Origin of the sequence: Micromonospora coxensis (genome assembly GCF_900090295.1) — a bacterium.
Taxonomy (GTDB): Bacteria; Actinomycetota; Actinomycetes; order Mycobacteriales; family Micromonosporaceae; genus Micromonospora; species Micromonospora coxensis.
This window is the reverse complement of record NZ_LT607753.1, coordinates 2,738,449-2,756,011: the sequence shown is the minus strand read 5'-3', so window position 1 is coordinate 2,756,011 and position 17,563 is coordinate 2,738,449. Positions and strand designations below refer to the sequence as shown.

Genomic DNA, 17,563 nt, shown 5'->3' with positions numbered 1-17,563 from the left:
GGGCCGGGACGTCCTCGGACGTCCCGGCCCCGCCGTGTGTCGTGCCCGGTCCCGGTGCTGTCGTGCTCAGTCCCGGTGGTGGCGACCGCTGGAGCGCAGTGACCGGCGACCGCTCTCCCGCTCCGGCTCGTTGTCGGCCAGCGGTCTGCTCAGCCCGGCGACCCAGTCGACGAACTCCTCGTCCTGGGCGGCCAGCGGCTCCTCCTGCGCGGCCTCCGGGGCCGGGGCGCCGCCCTTGCCCTTGCCGCGCCGGAACAGGCCGCGCCGGGGCCGGACCGGAACGGAGGGCTCCGCGTCGGTGGGCGAGCCGGCCGGTGCCCCGGTGTCCCCGTCGCCGGTGGCGGTGGTATCGGCCTCTTCGGCGTGCCAGCGGAAGGCGACCGGCTTCGGGGCCTCCGCGTCCCGGGGCGGGGCGGGGAAGGGCAGCGCCCCGCCGGCCGGGGAGGAGCGGACGCCGAACGCCTCCCAGTCGCCCGCGCTGGCCAGGTCGGGCAGCCGGTGCCGCGGGCGGGGCGCCGGCTCCGTCGGGGGTACGCCCGCCGCGCCCGTACCGGGTCGCTCGCCGTCGACGCCCGGCCCGCCGGCGCCGGCCGTACGGGTCGTCGCGTCACCGGTGACGGCCGGGTCGGTGGTGACCCGGGCCGGGTCCTCCGTGGTGCTCCCGGCCGGCGTGCCGGCTGTGGATCCCGACGGCGTGCCGGCTGTGGATCCGCGCGGTGTGGAACCGCCCGGCGTGGATCCGGCTGGCGTGGCCGCGAACGGCGTGGTGGCGGTGGATCCGGTCGAACCGGCCGGCGCGGAACCGGTCGACGCGGCCGGCGTCGGTCTGTCCGTCGCCAGGAGCGGGGTCGAGTCGGCCGGTGCGGGGGCGGCCGGCCTGTCCGGTGTCGTGCCGCTCGGCGGCGGGACCGGGGTCGGGTCGGTCGCGGGCCGGCCGGCTCCCGCCGGGTCGGCCTCGGCGGCACGGGCTTTGCGGGGCCGCTTCGGTCGCGGCCTGGGCGCGACCACGGGGCCGCCGCCCACCGGCTCGGCGGACCCGGAGTCGGAGCCGGCCGCAGCGGCCGAGGGGACCGGGGCGTCCGGTGCGCGCCCCGATCCGGCCACGTCGGCGGCGGCGACCGGTCCCGTCGGCTCCAGCGGGTCCGGCCCCACCTCGTCCGGACGCACCGTGGCGGAGGCCACCGGCTCGGCGTCACCGGGCGGGGTGACGGGACCCGACGCCCGGACGGCGGCCGGCGCGTCCCCGAGGACGACCCGGGCCGCACGGGGGCCACCAACGGGAGCGTCCGGGGCGTCCCCGAGGACGACCCGGGGTTCACGGGGATCGCCACCGGGAGCGCCCTGGGTGTCTCCGCGAGCGACCTGCGGCTCACGGAGGTCACCGTCGGTCGCGGCCGGAGCCGGGGCGGACGTCCGGTCGTCACTCGGCCGCCGCGTCCCGGTGCCGGTGGACGCCTCGGCCGGCGCCGCCGACGGGGCGGCGGGCCATGCCGGGGCCGGATCGACCGGGGACGGGCCGGTGCGGCGGCCGTCGGCGGCCGGGGCGGGCTCCGGCGTACCGGCCGGGGCGGGGGTGCCGGGGGTGACCGGCCAGTCCCAGTGGGCCGGGGTGCCGCCATCCGGCCGCCCGGAGACGGCGGTGCGGGCCGCGCCCGCCGCGCCGGCCAGGTCGACGGTGGTCGCCGCAGTCGCCCCGGCCGTCGCCGGCTCGGTCGGGAGGGGACGCAGGATGTCGGTGGGCGCGATCGCCCCGTCCTCGGTACGCGTCGGGACGAGCGGCCAGCGCACCAGCGTGGCGGCGGTCGAGCCGAGCGCGCCGGCCGCGACGGCGATGACCGCCCCGTAGTACGGGGCGAGCTGGTAGCGGTCGGCCGAGTCGCCGGGGCCGGCCGTCAGGTAGGCGAAGGCCAGCAGCACCGGGCCGGCCGCGCCGGCGGCGCCGCCGATCAGTGGGACGTGCCCCTGCCAGCGGGCCAGCGCGCCGGTCGCCGCGCCGGCGAGCAGCGCCACCGTGGGCAGCAGCAGCATCGCCAGGCGCTGCGCGGCGTCGGCGTCCAGCCAGGACGGCTCCAGCACGCCGAGGCGTACGGTGCGCAGCGGGTCGGCGGAGAGCAGCCCCGGCGCGACCGAGATCAGGGCGATCAGCCAGACCGCGCCGGCCAGCATGGCGACGTTCCAGCCCAGCGGCGGCTTCAGCAGCACGGCGGAGGCGGCCGCCGCGCCGACCACCGCGCCGGCGACCGCGCAGATGCCGACGGCGAAGACCGGGTCGACGGTGCTCAGCTCGGCCGCCCGGGCCGGTTGCATGCAGAGCGGCGCGACGACGGTCGCGCCGAGCGCCGCCGCGCCGGAGACGGCGAGCTGCACGCTCGTCTGCTCGGGCAGCCCGTCCCGGCGGGCCAGCCGCCCGGTGACGACCGCGCCGACGACGGCGGCGCTCACCGCGAACCAGCCCACCCAGGCGAGCTGGGCGGGCCACCGGTCGACGGCGCCGTCGGTGAAGGCGCCGGTGAGCCGGACGATGCCGAAGCCGTACGCGATGCCGAGCTGACCGGCCCCGGCCAGCACGCTCACCCCGAGTGCGGTGAGCAGCAGTCTGCCCCACGTCCGAAAGGCCATGTCGGGCACGTTACGGCCCGGTGCGCCCGATCGCCACTGTGGCGCGGCGGGGCGTCAGCCTGGGGTTACTTCAACTCCACCAGGCGGGCCAGGTACGTCGTGTCGCCGACGTTGGTGAGCATGTGGACCGCGCCGGGGTCCCGGTACACCACTCCGCCGGTCGGCTCGTCGGCGTCGATCCGGGTGCCGTCGACCGTCTGCACGACGTTCTTCGCTCCCTGGACCGCCACCACCAGGTACGGGTGGTCGTGCCGGTGCAGCGGCTGCCGCTCGCCCGGCTCCAGCCGGATGTGCCACACCCGGACCCTGTCGTTCTCGAAGACGATCTCCTGCCCGACCGGGCCGAGCTCCTCGTGGGTCCCGGCCGGCCCGGTCGTGGCGGGGCCGTGCGACACGTCGGTCATCGCGTTCCGTCCAGTTGGGGGAGCACCTCGCCGGCGATCAGCTCCAGGTGGTCCAGGTCGTCCAGTTCGATCAGGCGCAGGTGCACCCGGGTGGCGCCGATCGCGGCGAACTCGCCGAGCCGGTCGACGAGCTGGGCGGGGGAGCCGACCACCGGGTCCTCCGGCGGCAGGGCGCTCTTGACGTGCAGCGGCGCGGCCCGGCGGCGCGCCTCGGCGTCGGTGCGCCCGATCGCCACCACCACTCCGGCGGAGAGCACCAGCGGCGCCCGCCCCGACCCGGTGCGCCCGGTCCGGTCGCTGGCCTCGCGGACCCGCTCGAACGCGGCGGCGGTCTCCTCCACCGACTTGAACGGCATGTTGTACTCGTCGGCGTACCGGGCGGCCAGTTCGGGGGTGCGCTTCGGGCCGCGTCCACCGACGATCACCGGCGGGCCGGGCCGCTGCGCCGGCTTGGGCAGCGCGGGCGCGTCGACCAGCCGGTAGTGGTCGCCGGTGTAGCTGTAGGTCTCGCCGACCGGGGTGCGCCACAGGCCGGTGACGATCTCCAGTTGCTCGGCGAGCCGGTCGAAGCGCTCGCCGACGGGCGGGAAGGGGATGCCGTACGAGGTGTGCTCCCGCTCGTACCAGCCGGCGCCGATGCCCAGCTCGACCCGGCCGCCGCTCATCCGGTCCACCTGGGCCACCATCACGGCCAGCGGGCCGGGCAGCCGGAAGGTGGCCGAGGTGACCAGGGTGCCGAGCCGGATCCGGGAGGTCTCCCGGGCCAGCGCGGCCAGGGTGAGCCAGGCGTCGGTCGGGCCGGGCAGCCCCGGCTCGTCCCCCATCGCCTGGTAGTGGTCGGCGCGGAAGAAGCCGTCGAAGCCGCCCGCCTCGACCAGCCGGGCGAAGCGCAGCTGGTCGTCGTAGTCGGCGCCCCGGTGCGGTTCGGTGAAGACCGCCACCCGCATGCTCATCGCTCCTCCGTCCCGGCCGGCACCGGCGCGTCGCGCTCCATCAGCAGCTCGTGCAGCTCCGCGCTGACCCGGGCGACGTCGGCCAGGTGCGCGTTGCGGCCGAGGGTGCGGGGTCGGGGGATGTCCACCTCGACGACCTTGCGGATCCGGCCCGGACGGGGACTGAGCACGACCACCCGGTCGGCCAGCAGCACCGCCTCGTCGATGGAGTGGGTGACGAAGACGACGGTGGCCCCGGTCTCCATGTGCACCCGTTGCAGTTCGCCGGAGAGTTCCTCGCGGGTGAGCGCGTCCAGGGCGGAGAAGGGCTCGTCCATCAACATCACCCGGGGCTCGCCGATCAGCGACCGGCACAGCGACACCCGCTGCTGCATGCCGCCGGAGAGTTCGTGCGGCAGCCGCTTCTCGAAGCCGCCGAGCCCGGCCATGTCGAGCAGCCGGCGGGCCCGGTCCCGGTGCTTGGCCCGGCTCCAGCCGAAGATCTCCACCGGCAGCAGCACGTTGTCCAGCACGGTGCGCCAGGGGAGCAGGGCGGGGCGTTGGAAGAGCATGGCGATGTCGCGGCGCGGCCCGGTGATCGGCGTCCCGCCGACGGTGATCTCGCCGCCGGTGACCGGCAGCAGCCCGGCGACCATGCGCAGCAGGGTCGACTTGCCGCAGCCGGAGCGGCCCAGGACGGCGACGAACTCGCTTTCGCCGACCGCCAGGTCGATGCCGCGCAGCGCCTCCACCCGACCGGAGCGGCCGTCGAACGTACGCGACACGTCGGCGAGTCGGATCATGTCCGCCGGGCCTCCCCTGAGTGGTCGGTCAGGAATCCGGCAAACACTATCCGGCTCGTGTCCGATGCGCACCGTCCGGGGTGGACCACGAGTTGTTTCCGTTCCGCAACCCGATCCGCCTGGCGTCGTGACGGTGGGTTTGTCCTACGCTGTCGGCGCGAAGAGTCCCTTCACGACGGTGGTCCGGCTCCCCCCTCATGCCGCGCCGCCGGACCGACGACCCCTTCCGGGTGACGAGCACCCGGTCGGAAAGGACATGGTGCACTGATGAGAAGGCTGACCCGTACGGTCGCCGCGGCGGCCCTGGCCACCGCTCTCGCCCTGGTCTCCGCGTGCAGCGGCGGGGACGACTCGTCCGAGGCCAAGGGGGGTGACGGCAAGGCGCTGGAGAAGGTGACCTACCTCACCTCGTTCGGCAACTTCGGCCGTGACTCGTACGCCTGGGTGGCCAAGGAGAAGGGCTTCTTCAAGGAGGCCGGCTTCGACGTGGAGATCAAGCCGGGCCAGGGCACCGGCTCGGTCATCCAGACCATCGTCGGCGGCCAGGCGGACTTCGGCCCGATCGACCTGACCGGTGGTCTGCTCCAGCTCGGCAACGGCGCGGCCAAGGACTTCGTCGCGGTCGCCGCGATCCAGCAGCGCACCATGGCGGCGGTCGTGACCGTCGAGGGCAAGAACATCGCCACGCCGAAGGACCTGGAGGGCAAGAAGCTCGCCGACACCCCGACCTCCGTGGTGCGGCTGCTCTTCCCGACGTACGCCCGGCTCGCCGGCGTGGACGCCAGCAAGGTCACCTTCGTCAACGGCGAGGCGCAGACCCTGATGGGCACGCTCGCCTCCGGCACCGTGGACGGCATCGGCCAGTTCGTGGTCGGCCAGCCCACCGTCGAGGCGGTCACCAGGAAGAAGCCGGTCGTGCTGCCGTACAGCGACGTGATGACGGACCTCTACGGCAACGCGCTGATCACCTCCAGCAAGCTCGCCAAGGAGAAGCCGGAGATGGTCAAGCGCTTCACCGCGGCGCTGCTCAAGGGTCTGGACTACGCCCTGACCCACCCGCAGGAGGCCGCCGACCTGCTGAAGAAGAACGTCGACGCCACCAACACGGGCGCCGCCGCCGCCGAGCTCCAGCTGATGGCCGCGTACGTCCGGTCGAGCAACTCCGGCACCGCGCTCGGCACGCTGGACAAGGAGCGGGTCGCCAAGAGCATCGCCCTGCTCCAGGGCGCGGGCGCGCTGAAGTCGGCCATCAACCCGGACCAGATCATCGACTTCAACCTCACGCCGAAGGCCTGATCACCGACCGGCGTACACGGGGGTGCGGTCACCGGGACGCCCGGTGGCCGTGCCCCCGTCGCCGTGGCCGGCCCCGTGCCGGCAGGAGAGGATGAGAACGTGACGGAGATCCGTACCCGCTCCGGGGCGGCCGGGGTGGAGCCGGCCGCCGTCGACCCGGGCGTGGTCGCGACCCCGACGACGCCGCCGGTCGCCGCCGCGTCGCGGTGGTCCGGGGTACGCCCGGCGACGGTGGGCCTGCCCCTGCTCGGTCTGGTGATCGCGTTGGCCGTGTGGTGGCTGGTCACCGCCGGACTGGAACTGGTCCACCCGGCGTCCCTGCCGCCCCCGCAGGACGTCTGGACCGCGCTGGTCGACACCGCGGACGTGCTGCTGCCGGCGTTGGGCGTCACCACGCTGATGACGCTGCTGGGCTTCCTGCTCTCGACGGTCGCCGGGGTGCTGATCGGGATGGCGCTGGCCGCGTCCCGACGGGCCGAGCGGATGTTCGCGCCGCTGCTGGTGGCGATCAACGCGGTGCCGAAGATCGCCCTCGGCCCGCTGCTGGTGGTCTCGGTCGGCTGGGGTGAGAAGCCCATCCTGACCATGGTCTTCCTGCTCTGCTTCTTCCCGATCGTGCTGTCCACGGCGACCGGCCTCACCACCACCCCGGCGGACCTGGCCGAGCTGGCCCGGTCGCTGAACGCCTCGTGGTGGCAGGCGTTCCGCAAGGTGCGCTTCCCGGCGGCGCTGCCGCAGATCTTCGTCGGGCTCAAGGTGGCGATGCCGCTGGCCGCGATCGGCGCGGTGATCGGGGAGTTCTACTCCGACAAGCCGGGGCTGGGCTACCAGATCCTGCAGTACAACGGCATCGGCGACACCGCGACGGCGTGGGCGGCGATCGTGTTGATCGCCGGGATGAGCATCCTGCTCTACTCGGCCCTCTCCCTGGTCGAGCGCCTCGCCCTGCCCTGGGTCCGAGCCACCACCAGCGCCCGCTGACCCCGACGCCGACCGCACCCCCGACGCCGACCGCACCCCCGACCGGTCACCGACCCCGACCGCACCCCCGACCGGTCACCCGACGTCGACCGTGCGCCCCGGACGACCCACCAGGCACGACCGGACGGCGAACGACCCCGAGGTGTGGCCCCGGCGCAACCGGCGGAGGGATCAAGCCTGACCGCCCGGAGCCGGTTGTGCCGGGGCCACACCCCACCGCGACCACCAGCCGGTGAGCGACACCCACCGCGATGATTAGCCGGCCAGCCGCCACCGCCCGCCCCGCGCCACCAGCGTCGTCAGCGCCTGGGGCATCAGGCCGGAGTGGTTGTCCGGGGTCATCCGGATCGGGCCGGAGAGGCCGTCCATCTGGGACGTCTCCAGCACGTCCCGGACGCCGTCCCGGTCGACCCCGTCGCCGCCGGACCGCAGGTTCGCGTCGACGATGAGCTGCACCGCGTCGGCGGCGAAGGAGGAGAACCCGTTGTAGCCGCCGAACCGGGCGGTGTAGTCCTGGAACCACTGCCGGCGGGCGGCCTTGGCCGGGGTGGTGGCGATGACGTCGTCGATCACCATGGTCTGCGTGAAGATCAGCGTGGCCTGCTCGGTGGACTTGGCGGAGCCGCCGAGGAAGAGGTCGCCGGCGGCCGCCGCGTCGAGGAAGAGCGACCCGGAGAAGCCCGCCTCCTGGGCGCTGGTGGCGGCCAGGCCGGCCTGCTCCGGCGGGGTCCAGACGATCAGCGCCTGCGGCTTGCCGGTGGTCAGTCGGCTCACCGGCTGCGATACGTCGGTGTCCGTGGAGCGGACGGACTCGTTGCGGACCAGTCGGATTCCGGCCTTGTCGAATTCGCCGCGCAGGGCGGTGAGACCCTCTCGGCCGTAGTCGTCGTCGCTGTGCAGTAGGGCGGCCTTGCGGATGCCCTTTCGGCGCAGTTCGGTGGTGAGTGCCGCCGCACTGTCCTCCGCGTTCGGGGCCAGCTTGAAGACGTACCGTCGATCGGCGACCGGGTTGACGATCGCGCTGGACGCGGCGAGCGCGATGGTCGGGATCTTCTTCTCGTTGATGGTGCGGACGGCGCCCACGGCGCATTCGTTGCAGCCGCCCATGATGATCGCGCTGACCTTGGAATCGCTGCTGAAGTCGCCGATGTTGCGCAGCGACTCACTGGCGTCGGAACGGTTGTCCTTCATCAACAGTTCGATCTTCCGACCGCCCAGGGCGCCGGAGGCGTTCAACTGCTCGACCTTCAGTTCCAGCGCACGCTGGTACGCCTTGCCGATCGGGGCCGACGCCCCGGAGAGTTCCAGGTCGGCGGCGATGACGATCGGTGTGGTGTCCTCCTGCCCCGCGCCGAACGAGCAGCCGGTGAGCGTGGTGGCCAGTACGGCCGATGCGAGCGCCACGATGGTCGCGGAGCGGATGGGGCTCAACTCAGTCCTCCAGGTGCGGCACGGGCGATGCCCGGTCACCGCCGCTAGTGTCCGTCCTCAGTGGAGAAACGGGATTGTCTGCCGTACGGTGTGCGCGAAGCCTGCAAAACCTTGCCAATGCCGGGCCGCGCGGTCAAGCGCGGGGTGCCGGGAGTGGTTTCGGGACGGCTTTCCCACATGTTGGGGTCATCAGATATTTACGGATGCTCACTCCGGAGAGGCAACCGACCACTCTGGAGTGACAATGCCTGTTCAGAGCGTGCGCGGGAATGAGGCCATAAGGTGACGGAGTCGCCGGTTGACCGTTTCCTGCCTCACTGCGGCTTCCCAAACGCGATCTTCTCTGATGAAATCGCGGCCGTGCCGCGCGTGGCGCTCTCCGCTGCACCAGGCACGGGTCGGCGGGGCAGGCGCGGAAGAAACGACGGAGGCGATGTCGTGAGCACCGGACCGACGACCCTGCCCGAAATCGGCGACACCGCCGATCGTGACCGGGGGCGCCGGCTACCCCGACTGAGGGATGCGCGGATCCGTTCCAAGCTCGCCCTCATTCTGGTGGTCCCCGTGGCCGCCGTCATTGCTCTGGCAACTATCCGACTCGTCTCCACCGGTGAGGGCGCGGTCGACGCCACCCGGCTCAGGTCGCTCACCGCGCTCTCGACCGACGTCTCCGCGCTCACCCAGGACCTGCACAAGGAGCGGATGGCCGCGGCGCTGTACCTGGCCAACCCGCAGCAGCGGGTCGACGACTACAACCTGCGGGTGCGGGCCACCGACCAGCGGATCACCGAGTACCGCGCCGAGCGGAACGGGATCGGCGAGGTCCCGGACTCCGTGCGCGACCAGCTGGAGGTCATCGACGACCACCTGGAGACGCTCAACGGCACCCGCCAGAAGGTGCTCGACCGCCGGCAGATGCCCGTCGCCGAGGCCACCCTGCGGTACGGCATCGTCCTGACCGACCTGGTCTCGTACGGCGACACCCTGGCCCAGCTCCCCGGCCAGGAGAGCCTGGCGGACGCCCGCCGCGCGGTGGCCGCGTTCAGCCGCGCGAAGGCCGCCGTCGCCGAGGAGGAGGCGGTCGCCTTCACCGCGCTCAGCGGCGGCCGGGTCGACGAGGAGCAGTTCTCCGCCTTCGTCACCACGCTGACCAGCCAGCAGGAGGCGCTGGTCTCGTTCTCGCTGGCCGCCGCCCCGGACCAGCGTGACCTGGTCGAGGGGACGGTCTCCGGCGACGCGGTCGGTCTCGCCGACCGGGTCGCCGCCGACATCACCCGCTCGGTCGGGCAGCAGCCGCTGGTCACCGCCGGGGACGCGGTCGCCTCGATCGGCGCGGTCAACGACCTGATGCGCTGGGCCGAGATCGAACTCCAGGACCGCCTGCTGCGCCAGGCCGAGGACGCCCGCAACGACGTGATCCGGCAGGCCGTCGTCGAGTCGGTGCTGGTGCTGCTCACCCTGATCATCGCCGTCTCGCTCGCCGTGGTGCTGGCCCGCTCGCTCAACCACTCGCTGCGCCGGCTGCGTGAGGGCGCCCTGTCGGTGGCCAACCACGACCTGCCGGACGCGGTGAAGCGGCTGCAGAACATGGGCAGCGTCGGCGACGGCGGGGTGGAGGAGATCGTCCGCCAGGTCCGCGATCCGATCCGGCTGCCCAACCGCGACGAGGTGGGGCAGGTCGCGCTGGCCTTCAACGTCGTGCACCGGGAGGCCGTCCGGGTCGCCGCCGAGCAGGCCGCCCTGCGGACCAGCGTCTCGGCGATGTTCCTCAACCTGGCCCGCCGCTCGCAGACCCTGGTCGACCGGATGATCGGCGAGCTGGACGCGATCGAGCGCAGCGAGGAGGACCCGAAGCGCCTCGCCCAGCTCTTCGAACTCGACCACCTGGCCACCCGGATGCGCCGCAACGACGAGAACCTGCTCGTCCTGGCCGGCGCCGACTCGGCCGTACCGCGCCGCGACGACGCGCTGCTGGTGGACGTGCTGCGGGCCGCCCAGTCCGAGGTCGAGCTCTACAACCGGATCGAGTTCGGCACCGTCGACACCGACATCTCGGTCGCCGCCCACGCGGTCAACGACGTGGTCCGCCTCGTCGCCGAGCTGCTCGACAACGCCACCCGCTTCTCGCCGCCGACCACCACTGTGGTCGCCGACGGTCGCCGGATCCGGGACTACGTGCTGATCCAGGTCGAGGACCGCGGTCTCGGCCTCACCGACGAGCAGCTCGACTCGCTCAACCGCCGGCTGGCCGCGCCGCCGAGCGTGGACGTGGCCGCGTTCCGGCTGATGGGTCTGGCCGTGGTGAGCCGGCTCGCCTCCCGGTACGGCATCCGGGTGGAGCTGCGCCGCAACGTCGAGGGCGGCACCGTCGCCCAGGTGACCCTGCCGAACTCCGCCGTGGTGCTCCCCGCCCACCGGGGCCGGGACTCCTCGCTGCCCCGGCAGCGGCAGCCGCTGGCGGTCGAGCAGACCCCGCTCTCCTCGGCCGGTCTCGGCGAGTCTGCGGTCGGTGGGCGTTCCGGCGCGGCGACCCTGACCGACTCGTGGCGGACCACCCCGCCGGCCCCGGCCCCGTGGCGGCCGCCGGTCGACGCGCGGGACGCCGCGCCGACGGTCGGATTCGGCGCCCCGGTCTCGGCCGCGCCCAGCTCGTCCGTCCCCACCTCGGCCGTCCCCACCTCGGCCGTCCCCACGTCCGCCGTGCCCGCCTCCGCGCCGCCGGCCGAGCCGTCGTACGGCTTCTCGGTCGGCACCCCGACGGTGGCCAACCCGGTCCTCGACCCGCTGCCGAAGCGCGCCCCGGCCGCCGAGCCCGCCCCGGCGCTCCCGCTCGGGCCGGTCGCCGGCGCGTCGGCCGATCCGTTCGCCGGGTCGTCCGCGTCGTTCGCCGCCCCGGCCGTGCCGTACGCCGCCGCACCGGCCGCACCGGCCGCCCCGGCCGCCCCGGCCGTCCCGTTCGGCGGCGCCCCGACGCCGGTCGCCCCGGCGGCGCCGTACACGCCGCCGGCCGCCGCGCCGGCCGCCCCGGTGGTGGCGCGCCCGGAACGGCCCGCCGACTCGCCGATCTTCCGCGAGATGGAGGCGGTCTGGTTCCGGTCGCACGGGGACGACGCCACCGCGATCTTCACCCGGCCGGACTTCGACGGCGCGCCGCCGGAGGCCCGGCAGGACGAGGCCGCCCCGCCGCCGCGCCCGAAGCTGCCGACCCGGGTGCCGAGCGCGCCGACCGCCGCCGGCACCCCGTCGGTGGCCCCGGCCGCGCCGCAGCCGGCCGCCACGCCGCCCCCGTCGTACGCCCCGCCGTCGGTGCCGACCGCGCCGCCGGCGCCGTCGGCCACCTCGTCCGCCGGCGGGGCGGACGCCTGGCGCACCGCGGCCGACGAGGGCTGGACCAGGGCGACCAAGGCAGCCGAACCGTCCACCGGTGGCACCACCCGCTCGGGTCTGCCCAAGCGGGTGCCACAGGCACAGCTCGTCCCCGGCGGCATCGAGCCGAAGAGCGGGCGGGACCGCAGTCGCCGCACCCCCGACGAGGTACGCGGTCTGCTCTCCGCCTACCACCGCGGCGTGCAGCGCGGCCGATCGGCCGGTACGGACCAGAACAGCACCTCGACCAAGGAGACGCGCCGATGAACAGGCCAGCGGCCATGCAGGACATGGGTTGGCTGCTCACCAACTTCGCCGACAGCGTGGCGGGCATCGCCCACGTGGTGGCGGTGTCCGCGGACGGGCTGCTGCTCGCCTCCTCCCGCGACCTGCCACCGGACCGGGCGGACCAGCTGGCGGCGATCACCTCGGGCGTGGTGAGCCTGACCGAGGGTGCGGCCCGGATGTTCAGCGCCGGGGGTGTGCTCCAGACGGTGATCGAGATGGACAGCGGCTACCTGTTCCTGATGTCGATCAGCGACGGGTCGTCGATGGCCGTCCTCGCGGCCCGCAGCTGCGACGTGGGGCAGGTCGGCTACGAGATGGCACTGCTGGTGGAGCGGGTGGGCGCGGCGTTGGTGCCGCTGCCGCGCGACGCCGTGCGCTCCTGAGACGGACGGTACGACGCCGGGCGCGACCGCGCCCGGCCGGCAACAGGGGATCCGGTGCCGGGCTGGCTCCGGGCTGGGGGAGGTGATCGCGGATGGAACCACGGCGGGACCCGCGCGGGGCGTTGGTGCGCCCCTACGCGGTCACCCGGGGCCGTACCGAACCGAGCCGGGACATCGCGCTGGAGGCGGTGCTGTCGGCCACCCCCACCCAGGCTGCCGAGGCGCGCTTCGCCGGGCACGACAAGTACCGCATCGCCACGGTCTGCGAGGGTCGCGCGCAGTCGCTGGCGGAGATCGCCGCGTACACCCGGATGCCGCTGGGCGTCACCCGGGTGCTGGTCGCCGACATGGTGGCCGAGGGCCTGCTGACGCTACACACTGCCGCTCCCGCCACGGGCTACGAGGAGCGGATGAACCTGCTGGGAAGGGTGCTAAGTGGACTTCGCGAACTATGACCCCGCCGGGGCGCGCCGCAGCCGGGAGATCATCTCCGCGAAGATCGTGGTCGCGGGCGGCTTCGGCGTGGGCAAGACGACGCTGGTGGGGGCGATCTCCGAGATCACGCCGCTGACCACCGAGGCGCTGATGACGGCGGCCGGGGTGGGCATCGACGATCCGTCGAAGGTGCCCGGCAAGGAGACCACCACGGTCGCCATGGACTTCGGCCGGATCACCATGGCGCAGGACCTGATCCTGTACCTCTTCGGCACCCCGGGCCAGACGCGCTTCTGGTTCATGTGGGACGAGATCATCCGGGGCGCGGTGGGCGCGGCCGTGCTGGTGGACACCCGCCGGATCACCGACGCCTTCGCGCCGCTGGACTACTTCGAGAACCGCAACCTGCCGTACGTGGTGGCGCTGAACCGGTTCGACGACGCGCCGCAGTACGAGCTGGAGGAGGTCCGCGAGGCGCTGGCCATCTCGCGGGACGTGCCGCTGGTGATGTGCGACGCCCGGCAGCGGGACTCGGTGAAGCAGGTGCTGGTGACCGTGGTGGAGCACGCCATGCTGCGCCTGCAGAACGAGCACGGGCGCGGGTACGCCCCGGTGGGCTGAACCGCCTCCGGGTCTACTCGACCCGGAGGCGGTAACCCCGCTTGACCACGGTCTGCACGACCCGGGGGGCGTCCAGCCCCACCCGGAGCCGGGCCACCGCCATCTCCACCGCGTGCTCGTCCGCGCCCCGGGGCAGGGTACGCAGCAGGGCGGTCCGGGACAGCACCTTCCCGGGCGTGGCGGCGAGCGCCCGCAGCACGGCCATCGGGGCGGGCGCCAGGGGGCGTAGCTCACCGTCGACCACGGCGGCGTGTCCGCGCAGGGTCAGCAGGTGCCCGGCCGCCTTCACGGTCACCGTACGGCGGGGCAGCTCGTCGACGATCTGCCGGACCAGCGCCCCGAGGCGGGCCCGGTTGGGCGCGCTCACCGGCACCCCGCGGCGCACCAGCGGTTCGGCGGTGACCGTGCCGACGCAACTGGCCAGCACGTCCCCGCGCAGCGCCTCCAGCACCGTCTCGGCGCGGTCCCCGGCCGCCCGCAGCAGCGCCTCCGCCGCCGGGGCGGAGGTGAAGGTGACCGCGTCGACCAGCCGGCCGGCGACCAGGTCGATGAGCCGGTGCAGCGGCGCCGGGTCGGTCGGCGGCGCCCAGCGGTAGACCGGCACCTCGATCACGGTGGCCCCGGCCGCCTCCAGCGCCTCGGTGCACTCCGGCTGCCGGTCGCCGTGCAGCTGCATGGCGATGACCTGGCCGGCGACCCCCCGCTCGACCAGGTGCTCGATGACCTCGTCGCAGCTCTCCGAGTCCGGCGACCACTGGTCGTGCAGCCCGGCGGCCCGGATCGCGCCGCGCGCCTTCGGACCCCGGGCCACCACGTACGCCTGGGAGAGCACCGCGCGCAGCGGCTCGGCCAGCCCCCAGCCCTCGGCCGCCTCCAGCCAGCCGCGCATCCCGATGCCGGTGTTGGCCATCAGGACGTCCGGCGGCCGTTCCAGGCAGATCCGGGTCGCGTCGCGCAGTTCGCTGTCGTCGGCCAGCGGCACGATCCGCAGGGCGGGGGCGAGCACCACCCGGGCGCCGCGCCGCTGGAGCAGCGCGGCCAGCTCGTCCCGTCGCCGGTCGGCGGTCACCCCGATGGTGAAGCCGGCCAGTTCGTCCCGCATCTACTCCTCCTGTCGCAGCCGCACCTCGACCAGTCCGTCGCGGCAGCGGACCTCGTACACGGGCAGCGTCACGTCGGGCAGGTCGAGGCACTGCCCGGTGCGCAGGTCGTACACCTGCTTGTGCAGCGGGGACGCGACGGTCGGCACGCCGCCCCGGCTGCCGACGATGCCCCGCGACATCACGTACGCGCCGCCGACGGGGTCGAGGTTGGCCACGGCGTACAACTCGTCGCCGCTGCGGAAGAGCGCCACCTGCACCCCGTCGACCAGGGCGGCGACGCCCCGCTCGTGGTCCAGCCGGTCCAGCCCGCAGACCGTGGTCCACTCCAGCGTCATCATGTCGGTCATCGCCGCACCTCCGGCATCCCCAGCGTGACCGGCTGTCGGCGGTGGTCCCCGCCGGGCGGTGGCCCGCCCCGGACCGGTACCGGCTGGCCGCGTTCCTCGGCGAAGCTGATCGACGGGTCGGGCACGTCCGGGGCGTTGACGAACGAGGTGAAGCGGCGCAGCCGCTCCGGGTCGTCGAGGACGTCGCGCCACTCGTCGGAGTAGGACGCCACGTGCCGGGCCATCGCCTCGTCCAGTTCGGCGCAGAGCCCGAGCGAGTCGTCGACGATCACCGCCCGCAGGTGGTCCAGGCCGCCCTCCATCGCCTCGATCCAGGCGGCGGTGCGCTGCAACCGGTCGGCGGTGCGGACGTAGTACATCAGGAACCGGTCGATCAGCCGGATCAGCGCCTCGGTGGACAGGTCGGAGGCGAACAGGTCGGCGTGCCGGGGGCGGAACCCGCCGTTGCCGCCGACGTAGAGGTTCCAGCCGGTGTCGGTGGCGATGATGCCGAAGTCCTTGCTGCGCGCCTCGGCGCACTCCCGGGCACAGCCGGAGACCGCCGACTTGAGCTTGTGCGGGGCGCGTAGCCCCCGGTAGCGCAGTTCCAGCGCGACGGCCAGCCCGACCGAGTCCTGCACCCCGTACCGGCACCAGGTCTCGCCGACGCAGGACTTCACCGTGCGCAGCGCCTTGCCGTACGCGTGGCCGGACTCGAAGCCGGCATCGACCAGCCGGCGCCAGATCTGCGGCAGTTGCTCCACCCGCGCGCCGAACAGGTCGATCCGCTGCCCGCCGGTGATCTTGGTGTAGAGCCGGAAGTCGCGGGCCACCTCGCCGATCACGATCAGCTTGTCCGGGGTGATCTCGCCGCCGGGGATCCGGGGCACCACCGAGTAGGTGCCGTCGCGTTGCAGGTTCGCCAGGAAGTGGTCGTTGGTGTCCTGCAACGACGCCTGCTCGCCGTCGAGCACGTGCCCGGTGCCGAGCGAGGCGAGGATCGAGGCCACCACCGGCTTGCAGATGTCGCAGCCGCGCCCGCGCCCGTGCTCGGCGACGAGCTGGGAGAAGGTGCGGATGCCGCGTACCCGGACGATGTCGAACAGCTCCTGCCGGCTGGCGTCGAAGTGCTCGCAGAGCGCGGTGGACTGCCGGACGCCGGCCGCGTCGAGCAGCTGCTTGAGCATCGGCACGCAGGAGCCGCAGCTGGTGCCGGCCCGGGTGCACGCCTTCAGCGCCGGCACGTCGCACGCGCCACCGGCGATCGCGGTGTCGATGTCGTCCCGGGTGACCGCGTTGCAGGAGCAGACCTGCGCGGTGCCGGGCAGCGCGGCGGCGCCGGCCCCCGCCCCGCCGGCCGGCGCCAGCAGCGCCAGCGGGGGACCGGGCAGCGGCCCGCCGACGCTGGCCCGCAGCGTCGGGTAGGCGGTCGCGTCCCCGACCAGCACGCCGCCGAGCAGCGTCGTCGCGTCGTCGGAGAGGACCAGCTTCGCGTACGACCGGGTGGCCGGGTCGGTGAACGTCACGTCCAGGCAGCCGGGGGTGGCGCCGTGCGCGTCGCCGAACGAGGCCACGTCCACGCCGAGCAGCTTGAGCTTGGTGGCGGTGTCCGCGCCGGGGAAGGTGGCCGCGCCGCCGAGCAGCCGGTCGGCGACCACCTCCGCCATCGCGTACCCGGGGGCGACCAGGCCGTGGCAGGCGCCCTCGACCGCCGCGCACTCGCCGACCGCCCAGATCCGTTCGTCGGACGTCCGGCAGGTGGCGTCGGTCAGCACCCCGCCGCGCGGCCCCAGCGCCAGCCCGGCGGCGCGGGCCAGCTCGTCGCGGGGGCGGATGCCGGCGGCCACCACGACCAGCTCGGCGTCGACCGTGGCGCCGTCGGAGAGCTCCAGCGCGGCGACCGTGCCGTCCGGGCCGGGGCGCAGCGCGGTGGTGGCCACCCCGAGGTGGGTGCGCACCCCCAGCTCCTCGACGTAGCGGCGCAGCATCGCGCCGCCGGCCTCGTCCACCTGCACCGGCATCAGCCGGGGCGCGAACTCGATCACGTGGGTGTCCAGCCCGAGCAGGCGCAGCGCGTTCGCCGCCTCCAGCCCGAGCAGGCCGCCGCCGATCACCGCGCCGACCCGCCGGCCGGCCGCGTGGTCGCGGATCGCCACCAGGTCGTCCAACGTCCGGTAGACGAAGACGCCGGGCAGGTCCGCGCCGTCGACCGGCGGCACGAAGGGGTACGACCCGGTGGCGAGCACCAGCGTGTCGTACGGGTGCTCGCCGGCCGCGGTGGTCACCACCCGCCGCGCCCGGTCGATCCCGGTGACCGTCTCGCCCAGGCGCAGCTGCACCCCGTCGTCCGGGGTGTGCAGGTTCAGCTCCTCGGCGGTCACCCCGTCGAAGAACGCCGAGAGCCGCACCCGGTCGTACGCCGGCCGGTCCTCCTCGGCGAGCACCGTCACCTGCCAACGCCGGTCGTGGTCGCGGGCGCGCAGCGCCTCGACGAACCGCTGCCCGACCATGCCGTTGCCGACGACGACCAATCGTCCGCCGGTCATCGCGTCACCTCCTCGCGGTCCATCGCGTC

The 17,563-nt window shown here is 74.3% G+C and carries 14 protein-coding genes; 6 read left to right on the top strand and 8 right to left on the bottom strand.

The window, feature by feature from the left end; all coding sequences use genetic code 11:
- Nucleotides 1-66: 66 nt before the first annotated feature.
- The 4 genes from GA0070614_RS12320 to GA0070614_RS12305 form a co-directional block, all read right to left on the bottom strand.
- Nucleotides 67-2,619 (bottom strand): hypothetical protein, encoded by a 2,553-nt coding sequence (locus GA0070614_RS12320; RefSeq protein ID WP_088976095.1) that lies wholly within the window; start codon nt 2,617-2,619, stop codon nt 67-69.
- A gap of 65 nt (nt 2,620-2,684) precedes the next feature.
- Entirely contained in the window at nt 2,685-3,023 is a 339-nt protein-coding gene (locus tag GA0070614_RS12315) for a cupin domain-containing protein (RefSeq protein ID WP_088976094.1), read from the bottom strand.
- Nucleotides 3,020-3,970 (bottom strand): LLM class F420-dependent oxidoreductase, encoded by a 951-nt coding sequence (locus tag GA0070614_RS12310; protein WP_088976093.1) that lies wholly within the window; start codon nt 3,968-3,970, stop codon nt 3,020-3,022. The genes GA0070614_RS12315 and GA0070614_RS12310 overlap by 4 nt, the downstream gene beginning before the upstream one ends.
- A gap of 2 nt (nt 3,971-3,972) precedes the next feature.
- Nucleotides 3,973-4,758 carry an ABC transporter ATP-binding protein gene (locus GA0070614_RS12305; RefSeq protein ID WP_088976092.1) on the bottom strand — a complete coding sequence of 262 codons (786 nt, stop codon included), beginning with the start codon at nt 4,756-4,758 and terminating at the stop codon, nt 3,973-3,975.
- 267 nt (nt 4,759-5,025) lie between these two features.
- Between GA0070614_RS12305 and GA0070614_RS12300 the strand changes: the two genes are divergently transcribed.
- Entirely contained in the window at nt 5,026-6,054 is a 1,029-nt protein-coding gene (locus GA0070614_RS12300) for an ABC transporter substrate-binding protein (RefSeq protein ID WP_088976091.1), read from the top strand.
- Between the two features lie 99 nt (nt 6,055-6,153).
- Nucleotides 6,154-7,035: an ABC transporter permease gene (locus GA0070614_RS12295; RefSeq protein WP_408630749.1), complete on the top strand. Its 882-nt coding sequence runs from the start codon at nt 6,154-6,156 to the stop codon at nt 7,033-7,035.
- Nucleotides 7,036-7,290: 255 nt separating this feature from the next.
- Here GA0070614_RS12295 and GA0070614_RS12290 read toward each other — a convergent pair whose 3' ends face one another.
- Nucleotides 7,291-8,466 carry an ABC transporter substrate-binding protein gene (locus tag GA0070614_RS12290; RefSeq protein ID WP_088976090.1) on the bottom strand — a complete coding sequence of 392 codons (1,176 nt, stop codon included), beginning with the start codon at nt 8,464-8,466 and terminating at the stop codon, nt 7,291-7,293.
- Nucleotides 8,467-8,904: 438 nt separating this feature from the next.
- Between GA0070614_RS12290 and GA0070614_RS12285 the strand changes: the two genes are divergently transcribed.
- The 4 genes from GA0070614_RS12285 to GA0070614_RS12270 all read left to right on the top strand — a co-directional run bounded on the left by GA0070614_RS12285 (nt 8,905) and on the right by GA0070614_RS12270 (nt 13,559).
- Nucleotides 8,905-12,099, top strand: a complete 3,195-nt coding sequence (locus GA0070614_RS12285; protein ID WP_088976089.1) for a nitrate- and nitrite sensing domain-containing protein — start codon at nt 8,905-8,907, stop codon at nt 12,097-12,099.
- Nucleotides 12,096-12,503: a roadblock/LC7 domain-containing protein gene (locus GA0070614_RS12280; protein ID WP_088976088.1), complete on the top strand. Its 408-nt coding sequence runs from the start codon at nt 12,096-12,098 to the stop codon at nt 12,501-12,503. The genes GA0070614_RS12285 and GA0070614_RS12280 overlap by 4 nt, the downstream gene beginning before the upstream one ends.
- A 92-nt stretch (nt 12,504-12,595) precedes the next feature.
- Complete coding sequence (locus GA0070614_RS12275; protein WP_088976087.1) at nt 12,596-12,958, top strand: DUF742 domain-containing protein; 363 nt, start codon at nt 12,596-12,598, stop codon at nt 12,956-12,958.
- The gene (locus GA0070614_RS12270; protein WP_088976086.1) at nt 12,939-13,559 is read left to right on the top strand and encodes a GTP-binding protein; all 621 of its coding nucleotides are present in this window, start codon (nt 12,939-12,941) and stop codon (nt 13,557-13,559) included. The genes GA0070614_RS12275 and GA0070614_RS12270 overlap by 20 nt, the downstream gene beginning before the upstream one ends.
- A gap of 13 nt (nt 13,560-13,572) precedes the next feature.
- On the opposite strand, the gene GA0070614_RS12265 is transcribed toward GA0070614_RS12270, so the two are convergent.
- The 3 genes from GA0070614_RS12265 to nirB are packed head-to-tail and all read right to left on the bottom strand — an operon-like array spanning nt 13,573 to nt 17,534.
- Complete coding sequence (locus GA0070614_RS12265; protein WP_088976085.1) at nt 13,573-14,661, bottom strand: uroporphyrinogen-III synthase; 1,089 nt, start codon at nt 14,659-14,661, stop codon at nt 13,573-13,575.
- A complete protein-coding gene (gene nirD, locus GA0070614_RS12260) occupies nt 14,662-15,009 on the bottom strand; it encodes a nitrite reductase small subunit NirD (protein ID WP_088976084.1) in 348 nt (115 codons plus the stop codon).
- Complete coding sequence (gene nirB / locus GA0070614_RS12255) at nt 15,006-17,534, bottom strand: nitrite reductase large subunit NirB (protein WP_088976083.1); 2,529 nt, start codon at nt 17,532-17,534, stop codon at nt 15,006-15,008. Before nirB ends, nirD begins: the two co-directional genes overlap by 4 nt.
- Nucleotides 17,535-17,563: the final 29 nt, after the last annotated feature.